This is a genomic window from Gilliamella sp. W8145 (genome assembly GCF_016101145.1).
Lineage (GTDB): Bacteria > Pseudomonadota > Gammaproteobacteria > Enterobacterales > Orbaceae > Gilliamella > Gilliamella apis_A.
In genome coordinates this window covers 25,594-40,899 of sequence record NZ_JACFRC010000001.1, presented here as the reverse complement: position 1 = coordinate 40,899, position 15,306 = coordinate 25,594, and the positions used below count along the sequence as shown (strand labels likewise).

The window sequence follows — 15,306 nt, the reverse complement described above, 5'->3', positions numbered from 1 at the left end:
CGATGTGTGGTATTGTAGGTGCAATCGCTAAACGTGATGTGGCAGATATTTTATTAGAAGGACTTAAGAGATTAGAATATCGGGGTTATGATTCTGCCGGACTTGCTATTATTTCACCAACAGGTGAATTGCAGCGAATAAGGCGGGTAGGAAAAGTACAAGCGCTTAAAGATGCGGTAAACGAACAACCAGTTGCCGGTTCAACCGGTATAGCCCACACTCGTTGGGCAACACATGGTGAACCAGTTGAACATAATGCACACCCACATATATCCGACTTTATTGCCGTTGTGCATAATGGCATTATCGAAAATTTCGAACCACTTCGTGAAAAACTTATTGCGAAAGGTTACCAATTCCGTTCAGAAACAGATACTGAAGTCATTGCCCACTTAATTCATGACATCATCAGCACTGAAGAATGTTCCTTATTAGAAGCTGTGCAAAAAGCCATTCCACTCTTACGAGGTGCTTATGGTACAGTAATTATGGACACTCGAAATCCTGATATCCTAGTTGCCGCACGTTCTGGTAGCCCACTTGTTATTGGTTATGGCATTGGCGAAAACTTTGTTGCCTCAGATCAACTGGCTTTATTACCGGTAACTCGGCAGTTTATCTTCTTAGAAGAAGGTGATATAGCGCTTGTCACTCAGCGTTCAGTAACGATTTATGACAAAAATTTCAATCAAATAACTCGCCCTTGCATTGAATCAGATGCCAAATATGATGCTGGTAGCAAAGCAGGTTTTAACCATTACATGCAAAAAGAGATTTATGAACAGCCGAATGCGATTAAAAATACCTTAGAAGGTCGCATGGCTCATGGCAAAGTAGATTTATCAGAACTAGGCCCAAATGCAGAAAATATTCTCAAGCAAGTTGAACATATACAAATCGTTGCCTGTGGCACAGCTTATAATGCGGGTATGGTTGCTCGTTATTGGTTTGAATCCTTAGCCGGCATTCCTTGTGATGTGGAAATTGCCTCGGAATTTCGTTATCGAAAACCAGCTCGTCGCAAAAACAGTTTATTTATCACCCTATCACAATCCGGGGAAACTGCCGATACCCTTGCTGCTTTACGCTTAGCTAAACAGAACAATTACCTAAGTACTCTTGCGGTATGTAATGTGGCAGCATCGACTTTAGTTCGAGAAGCTGATTTGGTTTTACTAACCAAAGCTGGCGTTGAAATTGGTGTCGCCTCAACCAAAGCATTTACCACACAATTAACGGTATTATTACTGTTAGTGGCTAAGTTAGGCCGACTTAATGATATGGCAGAAATCACTGAACAAGCAATCGTCCATGCATTACAAACTTTACCAAACCGTATAGAACAAGTATTAATGGCCGAACCTGTAATCAAAAAACTTGCTGGTCATTTTGTCGATAAACATCATGCACTATTTTTAGGTCGTGGCGATGAATATCCAATCGCTATAGAGGCATCATTAAAGCTAAAAGAGATCTCCTATATTCATGCCGAAGCTTATGCAGCTGGTGAATTAAAACATGGGCCTTTAGCATTGATTGATGCAGATATGCCAGTTATTGTTATGGCGCCGACGAATGACTTACTTGAAAAACTCAAAGCCAATATTGAAGAAGTGCGTGCCCGTGGCGGTCAACTTTATGTATTTGCTGAGCAAGATGCTGGTTTTGTTAGCGACGATACTATGCATATTATTAACTTACCCCATATTGAAGAACTTACTGCGCCAATCTACTACACAGTACCGACGCAATTACTTGCTTACCATGTCGCCCTAATTAAAGGTACCGATGTCGACCAACCTCGTAACCTAGCAAAATCAGTAACAGTGGAGTAATTTATTAGATTAAATGTGAGGACTTGCTTTAATAGTATGTTTAGCCAAAGTTCTCACATTTACTTATTAAAACCTCACAACAGGCATTTATAGTTTATAAAAATATTTGCATAGCTTCTCTTACTAATGAATTGCTAGTTGTTTAAATAGTTATCTTAACTTTATTGCCACCTTTCATCTAAAATGACTAAACTCTTTTTTATAATGTTGTTAGCAATAATAGATAATATTTTAAATATCAATAAAATAGTTAATTTATTCTCAATAAGGAATAAATTAACATTAATTAAGTTTTATTAAATTGGATTGATAAAAATAGAGTAACTATTAACTTTTACTAACTATTATTTAATAAAATTTATAAACTCATAGGGTTATTGAGCAAATTGATTTTTCATTCTAACCTGAGATTATGCCACACTGTTTTTTTTGCGGAAAATAAAATATAAAATAAATGCAACAAACATCAATACTACATGATATTTAACAAAAAATAGATAAGTATCAATTCCTGAATTTGCGGCTACAGAAGCTAATACTGGAGACAAAAATGCTGTGCTAAAGATATTAATAGCAAAAATAGCACCAGAAATAGTTGGTTGCTTAACGAATGTAATTAATGCTAATAAACTACATAACATCGCGATAAGTAAACCAAATATAGGAATAAAAATAGATATTATAGCGAAAATTAATCCAACAATTGATAGTGCTTTCATTTTACCTCTATTCAAAAAGATGCTTAATTAAATCTACTAATTAAATAATTTATTATAAAATTAATCTGAAACCAAAGCCTGTGCATATTAACAAATTATGATATAGAGATAAACATTTCCACTTGCCCTAATTAAATATTGTGTTTCAAATGCAAAATATAAATTATGCTAAAAGTCACATATTTTTTAAAAGTACTCATTGATGATTAACCGTAAATTTACGGTTTAAAAAGCTAGCGAATAATATAATAATTGATTAACACTACGTAATTTACATATCGTGTCTAAATTTGTGTATTAAGGGGTGACACATGCAACACGACGTATATAATTTGGACTAGCATCATATAAAACTGGACGACCATATCCTGAAAACACTAATAAACCTTTACCATAATCATTAGAATTTAATGCTGTACTTTTAGTCCAGTAATAATAAGAGTCCCAATTCGTGGAAGGATAACCTGAACATAAACCATTTGTATATTTATCTTTACCTATGATACTAGCTCCATTCGCTAAACAACCCCATTCATTAAATAATCCGCCAATCCATCGCGCGTTATCTTGATAACTTAATTGACGCGCATACTTATCTCCTTGTCCAGGAAAACCATTCGACCAACCAACATTAGTTTCATTAGCATTAGTAAAGTCATTTACATCAGGCAATCTATAATTGACGCCTAATTTTTGACAATAATTAATCGCTGCCATCTGATTTTCATATTCAACTTCAGGTTGCACTATGTACCAACGCATTAATCTAAATTCGTATAATAACTGACTTTTCGCTTTATCGGCATAAATTTTAAATGTAACAGGTTTAAAATCTTTATTTGTCGAATCGAATTTTGGTCCATTTAAAGTTACCTTTACAGCTGGCTCAATACCTTTATTCCAATGAGTTCCAACAAATTTACCTTTTGTGTTTTTAGAGCCTGCTCTCCATTTACTTGCAGACCAGTAACTTGTTTTGCCTGCATTTAGAACTAGACTTATGTTACTATTCTCATCAGATCTAATAATATTACCATTTATCTCTACCACTTTTTCAGGGATAATGCCGGCTAAAGTCAAATAAAAATACAGACCATCAGCACCAGTAGATGGAAAATTATTTTTAGTTATACTTGATTGACCAGAATAATTTCCACTATTAGAAGGACTAAATACTCTATAACCTTGGTAATTTGTCCAGGTTGTTCCATCATAAAATCCTGGTTCAAAACCTGAATGATAGGCTATATTAGGTTGGGCATAACATACAAAAGCTTGTTCAGCATTAGGTTTGATATAATAAGTATGGTTTCCATCACTAAATTCACTATAATTTGGTAACCCATATTTAGTTTTAATATAACCATTGGTTGTATTTATAATAAGCTTATAGATACCATTACAAGGATTAAGTTTCATTTTAGGGTTATTTTTGACTAAATCAGTGATATCTCGCTCCTCTATTTTATATGGATATATTGGACTTGATTGATAATTTTTCCATTTAATCGAAATATTTCCGGTTACTTTTGCACCACTATCACCATCTTCATCAATAAAATAGTTATAAGGTTCATCAATAAGAGTATTAAGGTTTACATTTGGATAGTTATTATTTCCTTTGTTTGCCAAAGGTACGATAGTTTGTATATTTTCAAATGTATCAGCTGTATTGGGTAAATTATTGGATTATCTTCACTAGATACATCTTTACTTGGCCTAATAATTGTATTATCAGATAGAGTTATGCCAAGCAATGAATCTGTATCATTAATTTTAGTAATTCCATTATCAAAAGTTAAATACGGCAAATGTCCATGAATTGATTTTACTGATGATGAACTCAAAGCATTAACATCATTAACATTTATAGTTAATGATAAAGTGATAGCAACAAACAAAATGATTAATGATGTAACAATAATATTGCAGAGTTGTTTATTAAAAATTAGCATAAATAGATTTCTTGATAAGAATTTAAATTATAGATAGCATTTGAACAACTATCTTTTGACATAACAATATAGTTAATTATTTTAACTATTTGTTTTGCTTACAAAAATTATATATTTTTTGTTATAAATCAAAAAATTATAAAGAAATAAGCATTATTTAGCAAACCTTGTTCGCGAGGATTTTGTTAAGAATCGTAAACATGAGCAAAAAGTATTTTCGATGTTTTAACTTTATATCTATTATTTGCAAATTTTTTATTCTTATTATTTTTGTTTATAGATTGTTTAATTTGACCATTTCCCACAATTGCAATTAGTCGGTATAATGCCTGCAATTTTATTGTTAAGTGGATTATGCATGAAAACGCTATTTGCCAGCACCTCTCGCGGGCTTGAAGAGTTATTAAAAAAAGAGTTAGAAAATATTGGCGCGGTAAATTGTAAAGTATCGCAAGGTGGTGTCTACTTTGACGCTGATCAATCAACCATGTACCAATCATTATTATGGTCGCGTTTGGCTTCTCGGATCCTATTACCCATTGCCGAGTTTGATATCTATAGTGACCTAGATCTCTATTCATGTGTGATGAATATCAAATGGAACGATATTTTTGCAGTTGATAACTCATTTATTATCAACTTTGTTGGCTCTAATGACTTTATCCGTAATAGCCAATATGGAGCGCTAAAGATCAAAGATGCAATTGTTGATCATTTTATGCGTCAAACCAATCAACGCCCAAATGTTGCCAAACAAAATCCAGATATTCGTTTACATGCTTATCTAAACAAAAATCGAGTTACCTTATCATTAGATTTAAGTGGTGAAAGCCTACATCAACGTGGTTATCGTCAGCAAACAGGTCAAGCACCGTTAAAAGAGAACTTAGCTGCAGCAATTATTCTCCGTTCAGGCTGGCAAACAGATGAACCTCTTATCGATCCAATGTGTGGTTCAGGAACCTTACTAATTGAAGCTGCGATGATGGCCTCTAATATTCCACCTGGACTGTTACGTAAACAGTGGGGATTTTTTGCTTGGCAAGGATTCAACCCAACACTTTGGAATGATTTACTCTTTAAAGCTAAGCATAATATCCAAAAAACAAAAACTACTTTTATCGGTTATGACAATAATCCTATGGTATTAGAACGTGCCAAACAAAATGCTATCTATGCTGGTGTTGGTGATTTAATTACTTTTACTTTGCAGGACGTAACCCAATTAACCAATCCACTTGATCGTAATATACATGGTATGATCATTAGTAATCCACCTTATGGTGAACGGTTAGAAAGCGAGCCAGCTTTAGTTGCTTTGCACTCAGCCCTAGGTCGACAAATTAAACAACAGTTTGGGGGGTGGCGATTATCGTTATTTAGTGGTACACCACAACTATTAGATTGTTTACAAATGCGGGCTGATAAACAATTTAAAGCCAAAAATGGACCTTTAGATTGTGTACAAAAGAATTACTCAATTGCTGATCGCCAATCTGATCAACCACTCACTAAGCAAAATTTACCCGCAGCCGATTTTGCCAATCGTTTACGTAAAAATTGCCAAAAATTTGAAAAATGGGCTAGTCAAGAACAACTTGAATGTTATCGTCTTTATGATGCAGATTTACCTGAATATAACGTGGCAATCGATCGTTACAAAGACAAAATTGTGGTACAAGAATATGCTGCACCAAAAAATATTGATCCACAAAAAACTCGGCAAAGACTTTTTGATATTATCAATGCGACCATGTCTGTACTAGAACTAACCGCTGATCAGCTAGTACTAAAAACTCGCGAAAAACAGAAAGGTAAACAACAATATCAAAAACTCGGACAAAAACAGGATTATTTTTTAGTCCATGAATATCCAATTAACAATAAACAAACACAGTTTTGGGTTAACGTAGTGGATTATTTAGATACTGGATTATTTTTGGATCACCGCTTAGCCAGAAAAATGATTGGCCAAATGAGTGCCGGAAAAGACTTTTTAAATCTATTTGCTTATACAGGTAGTGCTACAGTTTATGCTGGTCTTGGTAAAGCTAAATCGACGACAACTGTTGATATGTCTCGTACCTATTTAGAATGGGCTGATCGCAATTTAAAACAAAATGGCTTAACCGGTAAAAATCATAGATTAATACAAGCAGACTGCTTGCTCTATTTATCTCAAGCAGATGAACAATTTGATCTGATTTTTATCGATCCACCAACATTTTCTAATTCTAAACGAATGAACGATACCTTTGATGTTCAGCGTGATCATCTAAAATTAATGAATGATTTAAAACGTTTACTCAGACCAAATGGTGTAATAGTATTTTCAAACAATAAACGTGGGTTCAAAATGGATGCCGATGGTATGCAAAAACTAGGGCTAACCTTTCAAGATATCACCGATAAAACTTTATCGCTCGATTTTAAACGCAATAAACAGATCCACTGCTGTTTTATTGTTAAACATCAATAATAAATAAAATACCGCCGCAAGGCGGTAACTTCTTACCACTTTTATTATTATTTAAATCAAATTGATCTTTGCAATCTACTATTGATTATTCTGCTTGTTTTAATTAATATGATAAAATAGTTAAATAACTAATGAACAATTAAACTATAAAACAAAAAAAGTTAGTTTACACATAGGCCAATACATTAAACATATACATTGACAGCCCTATTTTAGCTAAGTATAGCAAAGCAAAAGGTTAATAAAATGCAAGAAAAAACAGTCAATTCATCAGCCATTATTATTTTAACTTCATTAGGATTTTTCATGTCAATGATAGATTCAATGATAGTCACCACAGCCACTACCGCCATACGGAATAATTTTCAAATATCAGTTAATTTATTACAGTGGTTGTTGAATATTTATAATATAACCATAGCGGCATTATTACTTGTAGGTGTCTCACTAGGCGAAAAAATAGGCAGAAAAAAAGTCTATCTTGTTGGTATCGCTATTTTCACTATCGCTTCCATATTTTGTGCTTTATCGAATAATATTATTGAATTAATCATTTCTAGAATGATACAAGCTGTTGGTGCTTGTGTTATGACACCAATGTCAATGGCAATTTTAACCCATTCATTACCCGCAAATATACGTGGAAAAGCGTTGGGAATATGGAGTGGTATTGGTGGTTTAGCGCTTATTGTTGGGCCTGTTTTAGGTGGGTTTATTGTCGCTACTTTATCTTGGCAATGGATATTTTGGATTAATTTACCTATAGGTATAATAACAATCTATTTTTCCCATATATTATTACCTGAAAGCAAAGGCAAAGAAGATAAATTAAACTTTACTGATTTTCTACTTATCACCATCTCTTCAGCGGGAATAATATGGTCATTATCAGAGATAACGACACAAACCTCGCACGTTATAACGACTATTACCGGCTTATCTTGTCTAGTTCTTGGTATTTTATTTATCATTAGACAAAAAATGACTACTACCCCTATGATTCCGTTGATATTATTTCATTCAAAAGTATTCACTAACGGTAATATCGCAACTTTTTTATTATATGCATCTATGTTTGGCGTATTATTCTTTTTACCTCAATATTTCTTAGTGTTTGAAAAAACTAATCCACTGATAGCTGGGTTACAATTATTACCATGGACAGCAACATTAGTAGTAATAGCACCATTTGCTGGCAACGCAGTAGATAAATTTGGTGAAAAGATTATTGCAACATTAGGATTATTTTTACAGGGAATAGGTTATTTGCTAATTATTCTTTTAGTTAATGTAACTAATTCATATATAGCTATGGCAATACCTTTAATGATCGCCGGTATGGGACTTTCAATGGCTGGACCAGCTCTGCAAAAATCAGTGTTAAGTGCTGTCGAGCCAATATATTTAGGGAAAGCATCTGGGATATACAATATATTTCGCTTATTTGGCGGTGCCATAGGTACAACAATATCAGTAATTATATTCAATATTTTTGGTGGAATAACTAATTCGATAGCTTTTGCCCACGGATTCGATGCGGTACTTATCACAACAGGAGTGATATCATTATTAGGAATAGTTTTTTCACTCAAATTAACGACAAGGCGCAAATTATAATAGTTAATAAACATCCAGTAGTAAACTCAAGATTAAATCAACATTTAAATATATTAAAGACTATCAAAAAAGCCTGTAACATATTTATCAAATATTGATTTATTCAGTCCTATATATTTTTCTCTAGCACTTTTTCTTACATTAATTAATTCAGCTTGTTGTAATAACCTAAAATGATAAGTTCCCGAAGGTTTACTGATACCAACCGCTTGGCCTATTTCACCACAAATGACCTCAGTTCTTATGTTTTTTAAGTATTTAATTATTTCAATTCTAACTGGATCAGAGAGTGCTTTGAAAATAAGCACCATTTTTTCATTTAGTTTGTTGTCAATTGAATTATTATTCACAATAGGTGTAAAGTTTAATTATGAGTGAAAACAATTATAGCATGTGATAAGTTTATTCACCTTAAAAAAACTCCTTTGCTAAACGTTTCTAGTTTGGTGGATTTCGAGCGTTATAGTTTTAATCTACCTACACGGCAGTGAACGAATTGGCAGACGGGTACCATTTGTCAAAAAATTTCTAAACTACCTACACGGCAGTGAACAAAAATGGTAACTATAAATTTGGGAAACATCATTTCTAAACTACCTACACGGCAGTGAACCTCCCCGCTCCAGCTCCAGTCGAGCCAACCGATTTCTAAACTACCTACACGGCAGTGAACTAGAACCCGATATACTATAAATGTTGTTGGCAAAAAGGCAAAGTCTATTTTTACCAAAAAAAAACCTTTTTTTGAGCCATTTTTCAACCTATTGATTTTTTAAATATTTTATCTTAAGTCAAAAAAAAGGGTTAGTGATGGGATGGATTTTAGTCTTCAAAAACCCCGTTCATCAAATTTTTATTTTTAGATAACCAATTATTTAAGTTTGGTCGATCAGTATTAACTTTAATTACAATAATTAGCTAGTTCGACAAGATTTCCAACTAGATCTCTTAGATATAGGCTTTTGATATTACCTTTAGCACCGTGTCGTTCAACAATCCCTTCTACAAGGGGATAGCCCTTTTTTTCGAACTCTTTTTTTACGATTTCAATATCGTCTTCAACAATTAAACAAAAATCTTGGCTTCCATATTCTGGGAGGAATACCGCTGGTTGAAACTCACCTTTTTTGGCATGAATATTGATTTTTTGATTGCCAAAAACAAAGGCATGTCGTCCGTCACGTTCGACATGTTTCAATCCTAAAATATCTTAATAAAATACGATACTTTTACTGAGATCTTGGCTGGTAATAACAAAATGATCGATGTTTTTAATTTTCATTTTTTCTCCTTAAGTTGAGATGAAAATTGTTAATAATAGGTAAATCGATAGATTTTGTGTCTAAATGAATAACAACATAATGCCCTCATTTAAAGGGCACTTTGATTATAACTGAATTAGCGAACTACTAACACTGATGTTTGTGCGCCTCGCACCACTCCTGAGGCATTTGATCCCAGTAAGTGTGTTGAGATATTAGGACGTCTTGAACCTAAAATAATAAGATCTGGTTCAATTTCTTCGGCCAGACGTAAGATCTCATCTCGTGGATTACCAAAAGCGATTGAAAAAGATAAATTTTCCCGAGGTAAATTAATTGTATCAATCAAACGATGTAACCACTGTTCTGTTTGTACAGTAGCTTGATCTTTAAACTCATCAAAACCAAATGAGTAAGCATTCACGATAGCCGATGCAACCGGTAAGGTATGAAAGAAGATAACTTGTGCATTAGATAATTTTGCTAAACACTCTACATGAGGGATCACTTTTTGAGTGAGTTCATCTTCAAGCACATCAATCGGAACTAATATTTTTTTGTACATAACGCCTCCTCACAATATTTAAACTTGGCTTTACCATTTTATTGGTGAAGGCCAACGGTATTGGTTCAGTATGATACTAATTTTAAATGAAATCCAGTCGTTACATGACTATCCTAACGCGAATTTAAAAGATTGAAATAATTTTTTTGCAAAACCATGATGGAGATCAACTATAACGAACATTATTTATCATCATGACCTCAAACCGACAGTAAAACAATATTTCTCTTAAATCGGTTATGAAACTAAAATCAGCGAGCGCTAATAATAAAAGTTTATTTTTATCAATCGGTTATGTGAATTTTATCTAGCGACATTAGCAATGTGCTGACAACTGAGTGAGGTTAGCATGACAAACAGGGATGTTTGGCAAGGCTGTGTTTTGTCAGGAACAAATACAGCCGGTGCGTTAACAGCGAGGCCGTCACATCGTGACCACTTGCGTGGTCGCCTCGGGAGTTAGTAAAGAGGGTTCGCGCAAACCCTCTTTACTCGGACGTAATCACCACATAAAACTAGCCACCAAACAACAAAACGTCCGAAACTCACCAAATAAAAAAATTTGAGGAAAGGGGTTTTTTGAGCTTAAAATCCATCCGATAAATCACTAAAACCCGCTATGATATTAGCTAGTGCCAATAATAAAAGTTTATTTTTATCAATCAGTTCGGTGAGTTCTATCTAGCGGAATTAGCAAAGTGCTGACAACGGAGTAAGATTAGCATGGCAAACAGGGATGTTTGGCAAAGCTGCTCTTCGTCTGGAACAAATACAGCCGGTGCGTTAACAGCGAACGATGGCGGAATGCCGTCACATCGTAACCACTTGCGTGGTCGCCGCGGGAGTTGCTAAAGAGGGGCGCGCAAATCCTCTTTACTCGGACATAATCTTGGTATTGAAATTGCCACCAAACAATAAAGCGTCTGAAATTCAATGAACAAAGATTTGTTGCAATTACTTGTAGTTTAACAGATTTAGTAGTAAATAAAACTTATCGAAAAAGAGTGATTAATAAGCCTTTTAGACAATAGCCCCAAAATAACACTGACCATCGTTGCATAATAAATTTATAACATAAGAGACAGTTGATTATTACCGTCATATCGGTTTTAATGCTCATCTTTCCCCATGAATCTCAAGAGAATAGTTGCAATGAGAATTATCTTAGCATCGACATCGCTATCACGTAAAAAGGTATTGGAAAAATTAGCCATTCCGTTTGAGTGTGTACCACCCATTTGTGATGAAACGCCTTTGCTAAATGAAAGTGCACAGCAATTGGTGGTGCGTTTAGCTAATGCCAAAGCACAGTCGTTAGTGGCTAATTATCCTGATAGTTTGATTATTGGTTCTGACCAAGTAGGTGTATTGGATGATCAGATTGTTTGCAAACCACATACCGTTGAAAATGCCCAACAACAATTGAAAAATAGCAGTGGCAAAGCGTTTTACTTTTATACCGGAATGACCGTCATTGATACTCGTACTCGCCAATCGCAAACAATTTGTGAACCGTTTAAGGTTACTTTTCGCCGGTTAACTGATGCAGAAATTGATGCTTATATCGCTAAAGAAATGCCTCTACAATGTGCTGGTAGTTTTAAATGTGATGAACTAGGTATCACCCTTTTTGATAAGCTTGAAGGTGATGATATTAATTCATTAGTTGGATTACCGCTCATAAAGTTAAATAAAATTATGATCGATATGGGCTGTAATCCACTACTCTTATAATTAATAATAAAGCCATAAAGGTAAATTAATTAATCAATTAATCTACCCGAAGACATTTTTAACGTTCTTTGGCTATAATTTGCTACATCATTATCATGAGTAACAATTAATAGTCCTGTACCTTGTTGGTGAATCTCGGTTAATAACGCCATAATTTGTGCGGAGCTTTCTTCATCAAGATCGCTGGTAGGTTCATCGGCAATCACTAATTGTGGTCGACAAATCAGCGCACGTAAAATAGCAATTCGACGCATTTCTCCTCCCGACATATTCGCCGGATAAGTATCTTTTAAGTAGCCGATTTTAGCCTTTTCAAGCAGATCCAGCGCATAATTTAAGCTGGATTGGTTTTCCCGTTTAGTTAAATAAAATGGTAATCGAATATTTTCCAGTGCAGTCAAATTGGGTAATAAACTACTACCTTGTGGAATGTAGCCAATATTTTGATTACGAAATGCTGAAACCTGCTTATCATCAAGTTCAAATAAGTTGGTACCATTAATGGTAATTTTACCTTGAGTAGGAGTTAATAACCCAGCAATCATATTAAGTAACGTCGTTTTACCACTGCCTGATTTGCCCATAATACTGATGAAATCGGTTTGTGCCATTGAAAAACTAACATTATTTACCGCTGAGAAATGTTGCGAACCACGTTGATAATCTTTGCGAAGGTTTTTGACATCCAATAACATTATTCACCCTCTCTTAATGTTTGATAAGTATCAAATTTAGTCAACGATAATGCCGAATAAATACTAGACAGTGGACCAATAATCAACGTCAACATAAATACCATTAATGCATAAATTAATCCGTCAGTAATGGAAATGTTCATACATGGCAAACCTATCGACTGGCAAATCAATAAGCTAAAGGCATAAATTAATACACCAGCGATCACAATACCTGCAATGCCACCTAAGGCGCTAATAATAAGTGATTCTCGCAGTAACATTTTGACCAGATCACTACGTGAAGCGCCTAAAATACGTAATAGACTTATTTCACGTTTACGTTCATTAAGTGATGATGAAAATATCACAAAGATGACAATAATTGCCAATACCCAGAAAATTGCCGATAAACTATAGACAATAGTTGAAAAACCAGTTAGCCATTTGGAAATATTACTTAACATGCCTTTGGTCATCACAAAATCAATATTGTAGTCAATAGCATATTTCGGCATGATTTGATTAACAACATCTTTAGGCTGATAATCAGGATCGACTTTAACAAAAATCGATGATACATAGTTAGCAAAGTGTTCAGTATCGCCTTCAATTAGATTCGCTTCTTTCATCAGTAATTGTGCCGTCGGAATTGTCATAAATACAGAGGTATCAAAACCCATTCCGGTACTATCCATTTTGGCTGCGACTTTAAATGGATGATTAAAAAACTTAATTTCTTCACCTACATTGGCGGTAATTTTGCTACCAACAACAACCTGATTATCGATCAACGGTTGGCTTAACTGCGTTTGCAACCATGGTTTGATCACAAAATCACTTTCTTGATCAAAACCAATAAGTTGTACTTTAGAGGTACAGCAGCCAGCACTTAACGAAGCAATAAACAATTGTGGCGAGACCGCTGTAATTCCCTTAATATTTTTAATTTTATCAATCAAATCCGCTTTTAGATAAAAACTACTTGGTTCACCACGTAACAATGCAACTTCAAGATTTTTTTCATAACCGTAAGGTACAACAAGAATATCCGCGCCTAAACGATTAGCCATACCGGAAATACCTAAACTCAGATTTTTCATTAACACGCTACCGCCAAATAGCGTAGCGGAAAACAGCATAATAATGATAATCAAACAACAACTCCGAAATGGTCGTCTTTGAATGTTTCGCCATGCTAAATTTGCTATAGTAATCGGTTTTTCTTGCATGTTTTAGTTCTCGTTTTCTATATCTTGTTGTATTAAGGCTGATATTGACTAATGTTGATTGTTGATACTTACTTAATACTGTTTATCTTATTTGTTTATTTACTTGTTTATTCAAATAGAGCACATTGCTAATTGCTGCAATTACTAAAACGATAGCTAATAAAATCAGTGCAGGTTTGGCACCCATATTACAACGCATCATCTCATTGCCACAGACACCGATTAAAATAGTTGGAATAGCTGCCGCTAAAACTGCAGTGCAAGCTAACGCCATACTCAATCCCATACGGACAAATAGTGAGCGACTAAATAGTACTAACGCACCAATGGCAATCACTAAACTACCAATACCAATTTCAGCCCTTGCAGTCCAAAAGCATTTCATGATTTTACCTGGAGTTGAATGCATATGCCCATCCCCTGCCATCGTTGTAGCAGGTATAGCTTGCGCATCAGGTAACGGGCAGACAGGTAAAATATAAAGCGGAAATAAAATAAGTAGCGCCCCAACGAATATAAACAATACAGATGAAACAATGCGATTTTTCATAAATATAGACCCTTTAATCATTAATTATTGATAATACTTGCTACCTTACCATGTTCAAGAACCACCGTAGTCTGCGCATGTTTTGATACTTCAGGCGAATGCGTAACAACGATGATTGTACTTCCTTCTTCGTGAAGTTGATGTAGTAAGTTCATAACCATTGCTTCATTACTTTCATCTAAGTTACCAGTTGGCTCATCAGCTAAAATCAGTTTTGGATAATTAATTAATGCTCTGGCAATACAGACCCTTTGCTGTTCACCACCAGATAATTGGCGCGGTAAATGTTTGGCCCGTGCCGCAAGTCCAACTCGTTCTAATGCCTGTAAGGCTTCTTTTTCATCTACCATACTGTGATAATATTGCGCCACCATTACGTTTTCTAATGCAGTTAAATAGGAAACAAGATGGAATTGTTGAAAGATTAGACCAATCTTATCACGGCGAATTTCCGTCAGCTGTGGTAATGACAACTGGGTAATATCTTGTCCATCTAAAATCACAGAGCCTAATGACGGTTTATCCATACAACCAATAATATTCATTAAGGTTGTTTTACCACTGCCTGATGGTCCCATAATAGATAACCATTTACCCTCTTCAACGGTTAAGTTAATTTCAGACAAGGCATGTAATGAGCCATAGATTTTAGAAACATTATTCACTTCGAGCATATTCATACTT

The 15,306-nt window shown here is 34.6% G+C and carries 13 protein-coding genes, 1 pseudogene and 1 CRISPR repeat array; of the genes and pseudogenes, 5 read left to right on the top strand and 9 right to left on the bottom strand.

Annotation, left to right across the window (positions count from 1 at the left end):
• Positions 1–2: 2 nt before the first annotated feature.
• The gene (glmS, locus tag H3T80_RS00195) at positions 3–1,835 is read left to right on the top strand and encodes a glutamine--fructose-6-phosphate transaminase (isomerizing) (protein WP_198199130.1); all 1,833 of its coding nucleotides are present in this window, start codon (positions 3–5) and stop codon (positions 1,833–1,835) included.
• Positions 1,836–2,245: 410 nt separating this feature from the next.
• On the opposite strand, the gene H3T80_RS00190 is transcribed toward glmS, so the two are convergent.
• Together H3T80_RS00190 and H3T80_RS00185 are read right to left on the bottom strand one after the other, a co-directional pair.
• Positions 2,246–2,554, bottom strand: a complete 309-nt coding sequence (locus H3T80_RS00190; protein WP_110448359.1) for a hypothetical protein — start codon at positions 2,552–2,554, stop codon at positions 2,246–2,248.
• 297 nt (positions 2,555–2,851) lie between these two features.
• Positions 2,852–4,186 (bottom strand): hypothetical protein, encoded by a 1,335-nt coding sequence (locus H3T80_RS00185; protein WP_198199129.1) that lies wholly within the window; start codon positions 4,184–4,186, stop codon positions 2,852–2,854.
• 681 nt (positions 4,187–4,867) lie between these two features.
• Between H3T80_RS00185 and rlmKL the strand changes: the two genes are divergently transcribed.
• Together rlmKL and H3T80_RS00175 are read left to right on the top strand one after the other, a co-directional pair.
• Positions 4,868–6,988, top strand: coding sequence for a bifunctional 23S rRNA (guanine(2069)-N(7))-methyltransferase RlmK/23S rRNA (guanine(2445)-N(2))-methyltransferase RlmL (rlmKL, locus tag H3T80_RS00180; protein WP_198199128.1), 2,121 nt, complete (start codon positions 4,868–4,870; stop codon positions 6,986–6,988).
• A 246-nt stretch (positions 6,989–7,234) separates the two neighbouring features.
• Entirely contained in the window at positions 7,235–8,605 is a 1,371-nt protein-coding gene (locus tag H3T80_RS00175; RefSeq protein WP_198199127.1) for an MFS transporter, read from the top strand.
• Positions 8,606–8,658: 53 nt separating this feature from the next.
• On the opposite strand, the gene H3T80_RS00170 is transcribed toward H3T80_RS00175, so the two are convergent.
• The 3 genes and pseudogenes from H3T80_RS00170 to H3T80_RS00160 form a co-directional block, all read right to left on the bottom strand.
• Positions 8,659–8,916: a helix-turn-helix transcriptional regulator gene (locus H3T80_RS00170; protein ID WP_232350120.1), complete on the bottom strand. Its 258-nt coding sequence runs from the start codon at positions 8,914–8,916 to the stop codon at positions 8,659–8,661.
• Between the two features lie 153 nt (positions 8,917–9,069).
• Positions 9,070–9,278: a CRISPR direct-repeat array (repeat unit 29 nt; unit sequence ATTTCTAAACTACCTACACGGCAGTGAAC).
• A 228-nt stretch (positions 9,279–9,506) separates the two neighbouring features.
• Positions 9,507–9,887 (bottom strand): annotated as a pseudogene (locus tag H3T80_RS00165) (VOC family protein).
• Positions 9,888–10,003: 116 nt separating this feature from the next.
• Entirely contained in the window at positions 10,004–10,432 is a 429-nt protein-coding gene (locus tag H3T80_RS00160) for a universal stress protein (protein WP_110448364.1), read from the bottom strand.
• Between the two features lie 723 nt (positions 10,433–11,155).
• On the opposite strand from H3T80_RS00160, the gene H3T80_RS12185 reads away from it, so the two are divergent.
• Positions 11,156–11,284: a hypothetical protein gene (locus H3T80_RS12185; protein ID WP_255547691.1), complete on the top strand. Its 129-nt coding sequence runs from the start codon at positions 11,156–11,158 to the stop codon at positions 11,282–11,284.
• 300 nt (positions 11,285–11,584) lie between these two features.
• The gene (locus H3T80_RS00155) at positions 11,585–12,166 is read left to right on the top strand and encodes a nucleoside triphosphate pyrophosphatase (RefSeq protein ID WP_198199124.1); all 582 of its coding nucleotides are present in this window, start codon (positions 11,585–11,587) and stop codon (positions 12,164–12,166) included.
• 29 nt (positions 12,167–12,195) lie between these two features.
• Here the strand turns inward: H3T80_RS00155 and H3T80_RS00150 are convergent, their stop codons facing one another.
• The 4 genes from H3T80_RS00150 to H3T80_RS00135 form a co-directional block, all read right to left on the bottom strand.
• Entirely contained in the window at positions 12,196–12,861 is a 666-nt protein-coding gene (locus H3T80_RS00150) for an ABC transporter ATP-binding protein (protein WP_110448367.1), read from the bottom strand.
• Entirely contained in the window at positions 12,861–14,072 is a 1,212-nt protein-coding gene (locus H3T80_RS00145) for an ABC transporter permease (RefSeq protein WP_198199123.1), read from the bottom strand. Before H3T80_RS00145 ends, H3T80_RS00150 begins: the two co-directional genes overlap by 1 nt.
• 82 nt (positions 14,073–14,154) lie before the next feature.
• Positions 14,155–14,622: a DUF4418 family protein gene (locus tag H3T80_RS00140; RefSeq protein ID WP_198199122.1), complete on the bottom strand. Its 468-nt coding sequence runs from the start codon at positions 14,620–14,622 to the stop codon at positions 14,155–14,157.
• Between the two features lie 20 nt (positions 14,623–14,642).
• Positions 14,643–15,302: an ABC transporter ATP-binding protein gene (locus H3T80_RS00135; RefSeq protein WP_065614032.1), complete on the bottom strand. Its 660-nt coding sequence runs from the start codon at positions 15,300–15,302 to the stop codon at positions 14,643–14,645.
• Positions 15,303–15,306 lie beyond the last annotated feature (4 nt).

What these genes read in the sequence shown, in the direction of transcription:
- glmS (WP_198199130.1), top strand. Translation starts at nt 3, where the DNA reads ATGTGTGGTATTGTAGGTGCAATCGCTAAACGTGATGTGGCAGATATT.
- H3T80_RS00190 (WP_110448359.1), bottom strand. Translation starts at nt 2,554, where the DNA reads ATGAAAGCACTATCAATTGTTGGATTAATTTTCGCTATAATATCTATT.
- rlmKL (WP_198199128.1), top strand. Translation starts at nt 4,868, where the DNA reads ATGAAAACGCTATTTGCCAGCACCTCTCGCGGGCTTGAAGAGTTATTA.
- H3T80_RS00175 (WP_198199127.1), top strand. Translation starts at nt 7,235, where the DNA reads ATGCAAGAAAAAACAGTCAATTCATCAGCCATTATTATTTTAACTTCA.
- H3T80_RS00170 (WP_232350120.1), bottom strand. Translation starts at nt 8,916, where the DNA reads ATGGTGCTTATTTTCAAAGCACTCTCTGATCCAGTTAGAATTGAAATA.
- H3T80_RS00160 (WP_110448364.1), bottom strand. Translation starts at nt 10,432, where the DNA reads ATGTACAAAAAAATATTAGTTCCGATTGATGTGCTTGAAGATGAACTC.
- H3T80_RS12185 (WP_255547691.1), top strand. Translation starts at nt 11,156, where the DNA reads ATGGCAAACAGGGATGTTTGGCAAAGCTGCTCTTCGTCTGGAACAAAT.
- H3T80_RS00155 (WP_198199124.1), top strand. Translation starts at nt 11,585, where the DNA reads ATGAGAATTATCTTAGCATCGACATCGCTATCACGTAAAAAGGTATTG.
- H3T80_RS00150 (WP_110448367.1), bottom strand. Translation starts at nt 12,861, where the DNA reads ATGTTATTGGATGTCAAAAACCTTCGCAAAGATTATCAACGTGGTTCG.
- H3T80_RS00145 (WP_198199123.1), bottom strand. Translation starts at nt 14,072, where the DNA reads ATGCAAGAAAAACCGATTACTATAGCAAATTTAGCATGGCGAAACATT.
- H3T80_RS00140 (WP_198199122.1), bottom strand. Translation starts at nt 14,622, where the DNA reads ATGAAAAATCGCATTGTTTCATCTGTATTGTTTATATTCGTTGGGGCG.
- H3T80_RS00135 (WP_065614032.1), bottom strand. Translation starts at nt 15,302, where the DNA reads ATGAATATGCTCGAAGTGAATAATGTTTCTAAAATCTATGGCTCATTA.